The sequence below is a fragment of the Lawsonibacter faecis genome, assembly GCF_014287675.1.
In the GTDB taxonomy this organism is placed as follows: domain Bacteria; phylum Bacillota; class Clostridia; order Oscillospirales; family Oscillospiraceae; genus Pseudoflavonifractor; species Pseudoflavonifractor faecis.
On the sequence record NZ_JACOPQ010000004.1, the window covers coordinates 1 to 12,561 of the forward strand.

General features: G+C 64.9%; 9 protein-coding genes. 5 read left to right on the forward strand and 4 right to left on the reverse strand.

The window, feature by feature from the left end; translation table 11 throughout:
• Nucleotides 1–104 precede the first annotated feature (104 nt).
• Entirely contained in the window at nucleotides 105–1,298 is a 1,194-nt protein-coding gene (gene ygeW, locus H8S62_RS05870) for a knotted carbamoyltransferase YgeW (RefSeq protein ID WP_186918766.1), read from the reverse strand.
• Nucleotides 1,299–1,503: 205 nt separating this feature from the next.
• On the opposite strand from ygeW, the gene H8S62_RS05875 reads away from it, so the two are divergent.
• From H8S62_RS05875 to thrC, 3 genes are all read left to right on the forward strand, one after another.
• Nucleotides 1,504–2,160, forward strand: coding sequence for a helix-turn-helix transcriptional regulator (locus H8S62_RS05875; protein WP_155151281.1), 657 nt, complete (start codon nucleotides 1,504–1,506; stop codon nucleotides 2,158–2,160).
• The gene (locus tag H8S62_RS05880) at nucleotides 2,157–3,632 is read left to right on the forward strand and encodes a pyridoxal-phosphate dependent enzyme (RefSeq protein ID WP_186918767.1); all 1,476 of its coding nucleotides are present in this window, start codon (nucleotides 2,157–2,159) and stop codon (nucleotides 3,630–3,632) included. Before H8S62_RS05875 ends, H8S62_RS05880 begins: the two co-directional genes overlap by 4 nt.
• 80 nt (nucleotides 3,633–3,712) lie before the next feature.
• Nucleotides 3,713–4,951, forward strand: a complete 1,239-nt coding sequence (gene thrC / locus H8S62_RS05885) for a threonine synthase (RefSeq protein WP_186918768.1) — start codon at nucleotides 3,713–3,715, stop codon at nucleotides 4,949–4,951.
• Between the two features lie 254 nt (nucleotides 4,952–5,205).
• Here the strand turns inward: thrC and H8S62_RS05890 are convergent, their stop codons facing one another.
• From H8S62_RS05890 to H8S62_RS05900, 3 genes are read right to left on the reverse strand one after another with little or no spacing between them, the layout of a single operon-like run.
• Nucleotides 5,206–7,230 carry a hypothetical protein gene (locus H8S62_RS05890; protein WP_186918769.1) on the reverse strand — a complete coding sequence of 675 codons (2,025 nt, stop codon included), beginning with the start codon at nucleotides 7,228–7,230 and terminating at the stop codon, nucleotides 5,206–5,208.
• Nucleotides 7,184–8,086, reverse strand: a complete 903-nt coding sequence (locus H8S62_RS05895) for an ABC transporter ATP-binding protein (protein ID WP_155151291.1) — start codon at nucleotides 8,084–8,086, stop codon at nucleotides 7,184–7,186. The genes H8S62_RS05890 and H8S62_RS05895 overlap by 47 nt, the downstream gene beginning before the upstream one ends.
• Complete coding sequence (locus H8S62_RS05900; protein ID WP_155151296.1) at nucleotides 8,083–8,478, reverse strand: GntR family transcriptional regulator; 396 nt, start codon at nucleotides 8,476–8,478, stop codon at nucleotides 8,083–8,085. Before H8S62_RS05900 ends, H8S62_RS05895 begins: the two co-directional genes overlap by 4 nt.
• A 232-nt stretch (nucleotides 8,479–8,710) precedes the next feature.
• Here H8S62_RS05900 and H8S62_RS05905 point away from each other — a divergent pair, with 232 nt between their 5' ends.
• Entirely contained in the window at nucleotides 8,711–9,199 is a 489-nt protein-coding gene (locus H8S62_RS05905; protein ID WP_186918770.1) for an HD domain-containing protein, read from the forward strand.
• A gap of 343 nt (nucleotides 9,200–9,542) precedes the next feature.
• Complete coding sequence (gene ygfK, locus H8S62_RS05910; RefSeq protein ID WP_155151301.1) at nucleotides 9,543–12,536, forward strand: putative selenate reductase subunit YgfK; 2,994 nt, start codon at nucleotides 9,543–9,545, stop codon at nucleotides 12,534–12,536.
• Nucleotides 12,537–12,561 lie beyond the last annotated feature (25 nt).

The window sequence follows — 12,561 nt, forward strand, 5'->3', positions numbered from 1 at the left end:
CCAGGAAGGCCGTCTCACGGAAGGCTTTCCGGTTCCGGGGCGAATCGGAGGACATAGCGCCCCGACGTCCCGAGGGACGTTCGGCAGGCCGAGGCGCGTGGCTATTATCTCTTTTTCCGGCTCTTCCCCTCCCGCTCAAGGGATTTCAACATTTCCACGGGGTTTTCCACCTGGGCGAGGAAAATCATCGCCGCTATCACATAGGGCTTGAAGGACGCCTCCCGGTACAGGGGCGTGCGGTAGCGGTCGAAGACGCTGGCGGCCACCTCTCCCTGATTGCAGGACACGCCGGAGATATCGGCGGGCAGGCAGTGCAGGTACAGCCCCCGCCCGCCGTTGGTGCGGGCCATGCGCTGCTCCGTGCACTCCCAGTCGGTGTGCCGGGCATTCTGGGCCAGCAGCTCCTGCTCCAGCGCGGCGATGCCCGCGCTGTCCCCCGCGCCGTAGAACCCGGTGCGCTCCTCCATGGCGGCGAAGGGGGCCCAGCTCTTGGGGTAGACGATGTCCGCCCCCTCAAAGGCCGCGTCCATATCGTTCACAACGCTGAACCGTCCCCCGCTCTGCTCCGCATTGCGCCGGGCCAGCTCCGCCACCTCGGGCATGATCTCGTAGCCCTCCGGATGGGCCAGCACCACATCCATGCCGAAGCGGGTCATCAGTCCCACCACGCCCTGGGGCACGCTGAGGGGCTTGCCGTAGCTGGGGGAGTAGGCCCAGGTCATGGCAATCCTCTTCCCCCGCAGCTTGTCCACGCCGCCGAAGTGGTGGACCAGGTGGAGGGCGTCTGCCATGCACTGGGTGGGGTGGTCGATGTCGCACTGGAGGTTTACCAGCGTGGGCCTCTGCTCCAGGACGCCGTCGGCCTTCCCCCGGGCCACCGCATCGGAGACCTCCTGCATATAGGCATGTCCCCGGCCGATGTACATATCGTCCCGGATGCCGATGACGTCGGCCATGAAGGAGATCATGTTGGCGGTCTCGCGCACGGTCTCGCCGTGGGCGATCTGGCTCTTGCCCTCGTCCAGATCCTGGACCTCCAGGCCCAGCAGGTTGCAGGCGCTGGCGAAGGAGAAGCGTGTGCGGGTGGAGTTGTCCCGGAAGAGGGAGACGCCCAGCCCGGAGTCAAAAATCCGGGTGGAGATATTCCGCTCCCGCAGGTTGCGCAGGGCGTCCGCCACGGCGAAGACCCCGCCCAGCTCCTGCATGCTTTTGTCCCAGGTGAGGAGAAAATCCTGCCCGTACATCCCCCTCAGATCCAGCGTGCCGAGTTCTTTCAGAATCTCTTCAAACTTACTCATGTAAAAAGCCCCCTTTTCATTCCGGTTTCGTATTATCATATCGTCTCTTATCCGGTTGAATCAACAGACATTTTGTAAACATTGGGACGCATTCCTTGATAAATTTTTAGCACGCCTAAAACTTTTTTATTTTCTGCTTGCTTTCTCCCGCGCCTGTGCTATGATGGAGAAAAGAAACTCTCATCCCCGGAAAGGAGCCCTGCCCATGTTGGATGAAGCGCGCCTCACCCTGCTCAAGCAGATGGCCCACGGTCTGGCCGCGGAGTTCGGCCCCTCCTGCGAGGTGGTGATTCACGACCTGACGGTGGAAGATTTGGAGCACACGGTGGTCCATATTGAAAACGGCCAGGTGACGGGCCGCAGCCTGGGGGGCGGCCCGTCCCACGCGGTGCTGGACCTGCTGCGGGAGGGGGCCAAGGCCCCGGAGGACCATCTGGCCTACCTGACCCGCACCCCGGACGGAAAGATTTTAAAGTCCACCACCCTCTATATCGGCAATGCCGACGGCGTGCCCGAGGCGGTGTTCGCCATCAATTACGATATCTCCGCCCTCCTGACGGTGGAGACCGCCCTCAAGTCCCTCACCGGTCCCCGGGAGGAGTCCGGCCGGGAGCCGGAGCGGATCACCCGCAGCGTATCGGACCTGCTGGACGATCTGCTGGAGGAGTCGGTGGCCCTGGTGGGCAAGCCCGTTGCCCTCATGGACCGTGAGGACAAGGTGCGGGCCGTCCGTTTCCTCTCCGACTCAGGCGCCCTGCTCATCACCAAGTCCGGCGATAAGATCGCAAACTATTTTGGGATCTCCAAGTATACACTGTACAGTTACTTAGATGACAATAAATCGAAGGAGGCAGTGCAATGATCGACCTGAGCGTGAACCGCGAAAATTTGGACCGAAACATCAAGAAGGCCCGGGAGAACCATGTCGTCATCCCCACCTACCAGCAGATGAAGCACCCCGACACCATCCCCGGCAAGGTGCGCGACGCCCTGAAGGACGTGGGCCTGTGGGACGTGAACCCCCTGAACCTCTTCCGCGTCACCTGGAAGAACGAGGCCAAGGAGACCGGCGGGCTGTTTCAGGCCGTGCCCAACTACGTGGAGCTGCCCCCCTCCCTCACCGGCGTGCCCTGCCGGATCGTGGCCATGGTGGGCAAGTGGTTCCCCACCGGCTGCCATAAGGTGGGCGCCTCCTTCGGCTGCCTGGTGCCCCGTCTGGTCACCGGCCAGTTCGACGCCACCTACCACCGGGCGGTCTGGCCCTCCACCGGCAACTACTGCCGGGGCGGCGCGTTCAACTCCAAGCTGCTGGGCGTGAAGTCCGTCGCAATCCTGCCCCAGGGCATGAGCCGGGAGCGGTTCGACTGGCTGAAGACCATCGCCGGCGAGATCATCGCCACCCCCGGCTGCGAGTCCAACGTGAAGGAGATCTTCGACAAGACTCACGAGCTCTCCCAGGAGCCTGACTGCATGATCTTCAACCAGTTCGCCGAGATGGGAAACCACCTCTGGCACTACCAGGTCACCGGTGACGCCATCGCCACCCTCTTCGAGGCCGTCAAGCGCCCGGGCGACAGCCTGGCGGGCGCCTGCTTCACCTCCGGCAGCGCCGGCACCATCGGCTGCGGCGACTACCTCAAGGAGCGCTACCCCGGCATGAAGCTGGGCGTGGGCGAGGCCCTCCAGTGCCCCACCATTCTGAATAACGGCTTTGGCGACCACCGGATTGAGGGCATCGGCGACAAGCACATCCCCTGGATTCATAACGTCAAGAACACCGATATGGTCATCGCCATCGATGACGAGGACTCCCAGCGTCTGCTCCGCCTCTTCAACGATCCCGCGGGCCTCCGATACCTCAAGGAGGAGGCCGGGGTGGACGACGAGACCATTGAAAAGCTCTCGTGGCTGGGCATCAGCGGCATCGCCAACGTCCTCTGCTGCATCAAGATGGCCAAGTACTACGAGTTCACCGCCCGGGACGTGGTGGCCACCGTCCTCACCGACTCGGCCAGCATGTACGGCTCCCGCATCCAGGAGCTGGCGGACCAGTACGGCCCCTATTCGGATAAGGCCGCCGCCGTGGACCACAGCCTTCATATACTGGGCGTGCGCACCGACTCCATGGAGGAGCTGACCTATCAGGAGCGCAAGCGCATCCACAACCTGAAGTACTACACCTGGGTGGAGCAGCAGGGCAAGACCGCCCAGGAGCTCAACGACCTCTGGTATGACGAGGACCGGACCTGGAAGGGCGTCCACAGCCAGGCCGACGCCCTCGACGAGCTGATCTGTGCCTTCAACGAGGCCACCGGCGTGCTGAAAGCGCTGTAAAAACCGCGGCCCTTTTCCCGGCGCGCCGCGCGTTTCCCATCCCCTTCTCCCCGCATCACCCAAAAACGGAGGTTGAAAGCATGAAAAACGTCCGCTGTGCCAAATGTACCAAGTGCGGCAGGGAGTACGAGGCTCTTCCCGGCATTACTACCTGCGCCTGCGGCGGCATTTTGGACATTGAGTACCACTATGACTACATCAAATCCGTCTTTTCCCGGGAGAGCCTGGCCCGCTGCGGCGACTACTCCATGTGGCGCTACCGCCCCTTCCTCCCCGTGGAGCCGGATTCGCCCCCCACGCCCCTGCGGGTGGGCTGGTCCCCGCTCTACCGGGCGGACGCCCTGGCGCAGGCGCTCGGCCTTCACACCCTCTACATCAAGGACGACGGCCAGAATCCCACCGCCTCCCTCAAGGACCGGGCCTCCGCCATGGCGGTGGTCAAGGCCCGGGAGGCGGGGGCGGACACCATCGCCTGCTCCTCCACCGGGAACGCCGCCTCCTCCCTGGCGGGCAACGCAGCGGCGGCGGGGTTCAAGACCTACATATTCGTCCCCTCCCGGGCGCCCAAGGGCAAGGTGGCCCAGCTCATGATCTTCGGGGCCACCGTCATCAGCGTGGACGGCTCCTATGAGGACACCTTCGAGCTCTCCAAGGCCGCCATCGACAGGTGGGGCTGGTACAACCGCAACGCCGCCATCAACCCCTACCTCTCCGAGGGCAAGAAGACGGTGACGCTGGAGATTATGGAGCAGCTCCACTGGCAGGTGCCCGACTATATCGCCCTCTCCGTGGGCGACGGCTGCACCATCGCCGGGGCCTGGAAGGGCCTCAAGGACCTCTACGCCGCAGGATTTATCGACCGTCTCCCCAAATTGATCTCCGTCCAGGCCGAGGGCTGCTGCCCCCTGAACCGCGCAATCGCCACCGGAGAGCCCTGGACCCCCATGGAGGAGAACACCCTGGCCGACTCCATCGCCGTGGGCGTTCCCCGGAACGCGGACAAGGCCCTGGCCGCCATCCGGGAATCCCAGGGCGTGGTGGTGAACGTCTCCGACGAGGAAATTCTGGCCGCCATGCGGCTGCTGGGCCGCACCTGCGGCGTCTTCGGTGAGCCCGCCGGAGTCACCGGTACCGCCGGAGTCAGGAAGGCTCTGGAGCTGAGCCTCATCGACCCGGACTCCTCCGTGGTCAGCGTGGTCACGGGCAACGGCCTAAAGGACACCGCCAACGGCATACGGGCCGCGGGCGAGCCGATGCTGGTGAAGCCGGAAATGGGCGCTCTGCTCTCCGCCTTCGGCGCGCGGGATATCCGCCCCTGACCGGGCAGAGCACGGAGCCTCCACCCCCGCAAGGCTCCATTCAGCCTCTCACCGCCGCAGGACTTGAACCTTTGGTTTCCACAAAAAGCCGCGTCAACGGCCCGGCCCGGTGTCTGTGCATCGGACCGGGCCGTTTTTTCTGCGCATGTTCCCCGCGCCCTGTCCCGCCCGCGGCGCGCTGTCCGCCCCCATCATGCGCAGGAACCCCGGCGGTCCGATGGACCGCCGGGGTTCCTGCGTTATTTCAAGTATCTTTAAGGCGTCCGGGGCGCAGCCTCAGCCGGAAGGGCTTCGTCCGCGGCCCGGATTACCCACTCCTCCGCCTCCCCCGCGGCATTCGTCTCCGCTCTGGTCTCGTACTCGCTCACATCCTGGTCATGGGTGACCAGGATGTGAGCGTCGTCGATGAGGCCCAGCTCCGTGAGGCACCTGAGGGTCTCGGTGGCCGTGGTCTGGAGGGAGATCTCCACCCGGCCGTCCCAGCTGCGGTCATAGGGCTTCCCATCCTCGTCCAGCACGGTGGAGGACCGGTAGAAGATAAGCCGCAGATTGGCGGTGTAGCAGGTGCTGCGCCGCTCCGCGTCCTCAAAGAGGAACCGCTTTCCGATCCGCCCGGCGGCCAGGTCGGCCTTCACCGCGGCCAGCAGGGCCTCCCGGTCCGCCTCAGTGTCGGCGATCACGCTGTTATAGGTGGCGGTGGCGGTGTCAAACACGCGGTCGATGCTCACCTCCACCAGCTCCGCGTCCCCGGGGATTTTGTTAAAATACTGTCCCTCCACCAGGTCCCACCGGCCGGCCAGGGCGGCAATCTGGGCGGTGATGGACTCCGGGTCGCTGAGGTCTGCGAGATAGAGGGGCAGCTCGTACCGCCGCGAGAGGGAGGTGCCGTCGGCCATCTCGTAGTAGAGATAGAGCCGTTCCTGGTTGTACTCCCCGTACTCGTAATTGTTTAAGCCGCTGATGAGCCCCTCCTGCAGCTCCCGGCGTTCCCGGGCGATGGTGCTGTGGAGGTCCAGAACGGCCTGGATGTCCTCGGGGTCGGTGAGGTAAAAGCTGGCGTTGGAGGCGTCGTCGCTGGGCCAGGTGTTGAGGCCGCTCACCTGCACCGCCGCCACCCGGTCGGCGCTGGGGGCCCGGTTGAAGCCCAGCAGGTCGAAATCCATGACGCAGCAGGCGCCCACCAGCACCAGGCAGAGGGCCAGGCCGCCCTTCCAGCTCTTCGCAAATACCCTGAAGCTCTTGCGCAGCAGCATCTCGGAGGCAAAGTAGCCGATGAGGCCGCTCAGGAGGATGAGGCACAGCATGGGCCAGATTCCACCGGGAAGCACGCCGCCGAAAAGGAAATAGAGAAACTGCCCCAGGGTCACGGCCACGCAGAAGGCCACGCCGTACTTAAAGACCGGCCGCACCCACCGCACGGACACCACGTCCCCCGCGGTCTCCAGGCTCCTGCGCCGGTAGACCGCCAGGGCGGCGCCCGCCAGGACCAGTCCCACAAGGGCGTAGAGCAGGATGATATGAAGCCCATACAGGCGGTAGCCGCCCCCGCCCGTCACCGCCACCTCCCCCGCCCGGTAAAAAACCAGGGCGGGAGTAAGCCAGTAGGCCGCCCGCTCCATGATGTAGGACCCGTAGTAGCCGTAGACAAACTGCTGCAGCAGTTGATTGAGCAGCAGATAGAGTCCCCCGGCCAGGAAGTTAAGAACGCCGTAGAACACCGGCAGAGCCAGGATGTTTCCGGTAAACATGGCGCAGAAGACGGCGAAGGAGTAGAAGAAGAGCACGAAGCAGACCTGGCTCAGCAGCCACTGGATCAGTGCGCCCACGGGTACCGCCCCCAGGAGGGCGCTGACACCCAGGGTCAGCAGGAAAACCACGACCTGGGGCACCACCATGAAGGCCAATCCCGAGACGTAGTTGGTAAGGAAAAGCCCCTCCCGCCGGATGGGCAGCGCATGCATCAGCCCCACGCTGCGGGGATTGTAGAGGTAGGAGAAGACCGCCATGGCGGCGAGGATGGAGAAGACCGCCGCCAGCACCAGCCCGATGGGGCAGGCCATAACAAGAATGGACTCCGACAGGTAAGATACCGTGGGTGGCCTCCGGTTCAGCCCGTCGGTGAGCAGCAGCAGGGGCATCAGCAGCAGCGCGGCGCCGTAGGCCCCCCAGATGGGCCAGAAGCGCGTGGCGTTCTTCCTGAGCAGCGCCGCGTTCCACCAGGGATTGGGCGCTTTAGAGCACGATGTCCCGGACTGCATAGTCTTCACCTCCCAGCTCATAAATAAAGATCTCCTCCAGCGTGAGGGGCAGGGCCTCCATCAGGATGGGCGCGTAGACCGCCAGCCGGTTGGTGACCTCCACGGCGGATCCGCGTATAATAAGCGTGTGAATGCGTCCCACCTGGGAAATATTGAGGACCTCCATATCGTCCGGAAGAGGCGGCAGAACCTTCTCCTGGAAGACGATCTGCATCTTCACCAGATTCTCCTGGAGATCGGAGAGGCTGCGCTCCACGAGCACTTTACCGTGGTTAAGGATGCCCACATGGTCGCACACGTCCTCCAGCTCCCGCAGATTGTGGGAGGACACCAGCACCGTGGTGCCGTGCTCCGCCACGTCCCCCATTAAAAGGCCCCATACCTGCCGCCGCATCACCGGGTCCAGGCCGTCCACCGGCTCGTCGAGCACCAGGATATCAGGCCGGCAGCACAGGGCCAGCCAGAAGGCGGCCTGCTTCTGCATCCCCTTGGAGAGGCGGCGGATGGACTGCTTCTCGTCCACGGTGGTGAACACATCCCGCAGCGCTGCGTACCGGGCGGCGTCGAACCTGGGGTAGAAGCCCCGGTAGAACCCCGCCATATCCTTGGTGGAGGCGGAGAGGAAGTAGTAAAACTCGTCGGGGATGGAGGCGATGCGGGCCTTGACGGCGGCGTTTTCATACACCCGCTCGCCGTCCACCAGCACATCGCCGCCGTCCTGCCGCCACACGCCGGTGATGTGGCGCAGCACGGTGGACTTGCCCGCGCCGTTGGGCCCCACAAGGCCGTAGATGGCGCCGTCGGGGACGGTCATATTCAGCCCGTCCAGGGCCTTGAAGCCGTCGAAGCTCTTGACCAAATCCAGGACCTGTATCATGGGCGCACCTCCTGCTGAATTCCCGCCACCGGAGCAATCCGGGCCCGGCGCAGCCGCTGGGCCAGCTCGTCGGGTGTGAGCCCCAGGAACAGAAGCTCCGCCGCGGAATCGTCAAACTGCTTCAAAAGCCGCTCCCGGCGGTCCCGGTTCACGTCGGTCTGGGGCGCGGCAAAGGACCCCTTCCCCTGCACGGAGTAGAGATACCCCTCCTGCTCCAGGGACTCATAGGCCCGCTGAATGGTGTTGGGATTGATGGCCAGATTGGACGCCAGCGCCCGCACCGACGGCAGCTTGTCGCCGGCCTGGAGCGCTCCGGTGACCACCAGATGGCGCAGGCCGTCCTTTACCTGCTCGTAGATGGGGCGCGCGTCCCTGTAGTTGAGAGAGATCATGGGGCTTCCCCTTTCCCGTCCCGGCAACTGTATGAGTCCGGGTAGTACAGTCAGTATACACATCTTCCAGCCTGGAATCTTTAAGAATTTATGATGATTTATTGACAGTTTGCTTTTTAGACATGACAAACCCAAAACCGTGATATATAATGGCCTCATAAAAATAAAGCCAGGGGCGCAACGGGGCGGGCTGCTATCCCCGCCGGTACGCCCTGAGAAAGGTGAACTGTCCATGACGGTTGTCAACGATATCAATTGGCAGTGCTTCGTCTCCTGCGTGGGAGATCTCCTCACCACCGACGAGGTCCACTCCATGAAACGCATCCCTCACCATCCCGGCACCAGCTGCTATGAGCACTCGGTCTTCGTGGCCTATATCGCCTTCCGGCTGGCCCGGCGGTGGAATCTGGACTATGTGGCGGCGGCCCGGGGCGGCCTGCTCCACGACCTGTACCTCTACAATCCCAAGGACCGCACTGCCCATCCCGGCAACCAGTGCTTCGACCACCCCAAGTTCGCCCTCAGAAACGCCGAGACCCTCTGCGGGCGGCTCACCCCCAAGGAGCAGAATATCATCATCTCCCACATGTGGCCCCTGGCCCGGCGGATGCCCCGCTGCAGGGAGGCTTTTGTGGTCAATCTGTCCGACAAGCTCTGCGCCACCGCCGAGGTGGCGGGCTACTGGCGCCGCTCCCGGGTGCGGGAGATGGCTATGGCCTGAATCAGTTTTGATTATCACCCCCGGGGACGCGCCGTGCGTCCCCGGGGGTGTTTCTATAGGCGGGCCCGCCCCGGCGCTGACCTTAACGGCGGCTCCCCCCTCCCCGCTCTTTTCCGTTTCATTTTTCCCGCTCTTTTCTTCCCCCGTTCTCATTGCAATTCCCTCTTCCCTTTGCTACAATGAATCCATGAAACACTCTCTTTACAACTCCATACCGAGCTGTAACGGAGCGCTCCGCGCGCGGGCTTTCTTTTGGGTCCTCTGACTCAGGAGAGGGCTTTTTTGCTTATTTTGCCCACGAGACCGATTTAACCACCACACTACGGGAATCGAGGTAATCCATATGTCCGACCGTATGCGCCCCATCCCCATCGGCAAGCTGCTTGACGGTATTTTTTCCGAGTACTTCTCCTCCGGCGCGGTCTTCGGCGTGTCCCCCGCCTTCCGGGGGGATCCCGCGCGCGCCGTGCCCCTGCCCGGCGGCGGCGCGGAGGTTCCTCTGGGAAGCGCCGCCGGACCCCACACCCAGCTCTGCCAGAACATCGTGGCCGCATATGTGGGCGGCGCCCGCTTCTTTGAGCTGAAGACCGTCCAGACCCTGGACGGCGAGGCCCTCCACGTGGAAAAGCCCTGCATTCTGGCAGAGGACGAGGGCTGCAATGTGGAGTGGTCCACCGAGCTCACCGTCCCCCAGGCCCTGGACGAGTACGTCAAGGCCTGGTTCGTCCTGAAAATTCTCTCCCGGGAGCTGGGCCTGGGGAGCGAGGACGGCTTTCTCTTCAACATGAGCGTGGGGTACGACCTGGCAGGCATCCGCTCGCCCAAAATTGACGGCTTTATCGAGGGCCTCAAAAATGCCGCCGCCCTCCCCGTCTGGTCCGACTGCATGGAGGCCGCCCGGGCCCTCCTGCCCCGGCTTCACAACGTGGACGAGGCGTACCTGACTACCATCGACCCCCGGCTCTGCGCCAGTGTCACCCTCTCCACCCTCCACGGCTGCCCGCCCAGGGAGATCGAGGCCATCGCCTCCCATCTGCTCACGGAGAAGGGCCTGCACACCTACGTGAAGCTGAACCCCACCCTGCTGGGGTATGAGTTCTGCCGGGAGACACTGGACGCCATGGGGTACGACTACCTGGTCTTTGACGAGCGCCACTTCCTGGACGACCTCCAGTTCGAGGAAGCGGTACCCATGCTGGACCGCCTGATGGACCTGGCCGCGGCCCAGGGCCGCGCCTTCGGCGTGAAGCTCACCAACACCTTCCCCGTGGACATCGTCCGGGGGGAGCTGCCCGGCGGGGAGATGTACCTCTCCGGCAAGGCCCTCTACCCCCTCGCCCTCGCCCTGGCCGAGCGGCTGGGGCGGGTCTTCAGCGGAAGCCTGCCCATCTCCTTCTCCGGCGGGGCGGACGCCTTCAATGTCCGCGCCCTCTGCGCCGCGGGCATCCGGCCCGTCACGGTTGCCACCACCCTCCTGAAGCCCGGCGGCTACCAGCGTCTGAGCCAGATGGCAAAGCTCCTCTCCGGCCTCAGCTGTCCCGACATGGTGGACCCGGCGGCGGTGACGGCCCTTGCCAAGGCCGCCCGGACCGACGCCCACTATACAAAGCCCGCCAAGCCCGCCGCGCCCCGGAAGCTCTCCGCCCATGTGCCCCTGCTGGACTGCTTTACCGCCCCCTGTAAGGGGGGATGTCCCATCCACCAGGACATCCCCGAGTACATCCGCCTGCTGGGAGAGGGCCGCCAGGCCGAGGCCCTGCGGGTGATTCTGGACCGCAACCCCCTGCCCCACATCACGGGCAGCATCTGCGCCCACCCCTGCGCGGCAAAGTGCACCCGCGCCTTCTACGAGACTCCCATCCGTATACGTGAAGCCAAGCTGGCCGCCGCCGAGGGCGGGTGGAAGACCGTCCTGCCGGAGATAAGGCCCCTCGCCAGCCGCCCGGATTTAAAGGTGGCCGTGGTGGGCGGGGGGCCGGCGGGCATGGCCGCGGCCTTCTTCCTGGCCCGGGGCGGGGCTGCGGTCACCCTCTTTGAGCTGCGTGAGGCCCTGGGCGGCGTTGTACGCCACATTATCCCCCACTTCCGCATCTCCCCCGAGGCCGTGGAGGCCGACGCCGAGCTTTTGACCCAGCTGGGGGTGGACATCCGCCTCAACACCCCCGCTCCCCTGCCGGAGAAGCTCTTCGACCAGGGGTACACCCACATCGTCCTGGCCGTGGGGGCCTGGTCCCCCGGCGAACTGCCCCTGGAGGGCAGCCCCGCCATGAACGCCCTGGACTTTTTGGGCCGCTGCCGGGCGTGGGGCGCGCTCCACCGAAGGCCCCGCCGGGTGGCGGTCATCGGCGGCGGCAACACCGCCATGGACGCGGCCCGCGCCGCCAAGCGGCTCCCCGGGGTGGAGGAGGTGTCCATCATCTACCGCCGCACCCGCCGCTATATGCCCGCCGACCTGGAGGAGCTGGAGCTGGCCGCCAAGGTCGGCGTGGAGCTGAAGGAGCTGCTCTCCCCCGTGTCCTGGCATAACGGGGAGCTGACGTGCAGCCTGTTGGAGCTGGGCGAGTACGATGCGTCGGGCCGCCGTATCCCCGTGGAGACCGGTGAGACCGTGACCATCCCCGCCGACCTGGTGGTCGCCGCCGTGGGCGAGCGGGTGGACGGCGAGACCCTGGCCGCCTACGGCGTGGCCTCCGAGCCCCGGCACGGCCTGCCCATTGTCAAGGCAGGCACCCTGGAGTCCTCCGCGCCCAACATCTACGTGGCGGGCGACGCACGCAGAGGCCCCTCCACCGTGGTGGAGGCCATCGCCGACGCCGCAGCGGTGGCCGAGGCCATTCTGGGCGCGTCCCCCGTTCCCCACAGGCCGCTGCCCGCCGGGCGGCGGGGGGAGGCCATGCTCAAAAAAGGCATCCTCCAGGAGCCCCGCTCCCCCCGTCGGGAGTACGAGCGGTGCCTGGAGTGCAACACCCTCTGCGAGACCTGTGTGGGGGTCTGCCCCAACCGGGCCAACGTGGCCGTAGTGGTCCCCACCCGTCGGATGCCCCAGATTGTCCATATCGACGGCCTCTGCAACGAGTGCGGCAACTGCGCTGCCTTCTGTCCCTACGACAGCGCTCCCTACCGGGACAAGTTCACCGTCTTCGGCGCGGCGGCGGACTTCCAACAGAGCAGCAACGACGGCTTTGTCCTGCTGGACCCCATCGACCGCCTGGTCCGGGTCCGGCTGGACGGCGTCACCATCGACACCACCCTCATGGACGAGGACTCCCCCCTCCCCTCCGGCATCCAGGAGCTCATCGAGACCATCGTCACCGACTACTCCTACCTGTTATACTGATTGTCCCGGCCTCCCCTCGACGGGA

Bases quoted from the DNA above. Each gene is read 5' to 3' on its own strand.
- ygeW (WP_186918766.1), bottom strand. From the start codon at position 1,298: ATGAGTAAGTTTGAAGAGATTCTGAAAGAACTCGGCACGCTGGATCTG.
- H8S62_RS05875 (WP_155151281.1), top strand. From the start codon at position 1,504: ATGTTGGATGAAGCGCGCCTCACCCTGCTCAAGCAGATGGCCCACGGT.
- H8S62_RS05880 (WP_186918767.1), top strand. From the start codon at position 2,157: ATGATCGACCTGAGCGTGAACCGCGAAAATTTGGACCGAAACATCAAG.
- thrC (WP_186918768.1), top strand. From the start codon at position 3,713: ATGAAAAACGTCCGCTGTGCCAAATGTACCAAGTGCGGCAGGGAGTAC.
- H8S62_RS05890 (WP_186918769.1), bottom strand. From the start codon at position 7,230: ATGAGCTGGGAGGTGAAGACTATGCAGTCCGGGACATCGTGCTCTAAA.
- H8S62_RS05895 (WP_155151291.1), bottom strand. From the start codon at position 8,086: ATGATACAGGTCCTGGATTTGGTCAAGAGCTTCGACGGCTTCAAGGCC.
- H8S62_RS05900 (WP_155151296.1), bottom strand. From the start codon at position 8,478: ATGATCTCTCTCAACTACAGGGACGCGCGCCCCATCTACGAGCAGGTA.
- H8S62_RS05905 (WP_186918770.1), top strand. From the start codon at position 8,711: ATGACGGTTGTCAACGATATCAATTGGCAGTGCTTCGTCTCCTGCGTG.
- ygfK (WP_155151301.1), top strand. From the start codon at position 9,543: ATGTCCGACCGTATGCGCCCCATCCCCATCGGCAAGCTGCTTGACGGT.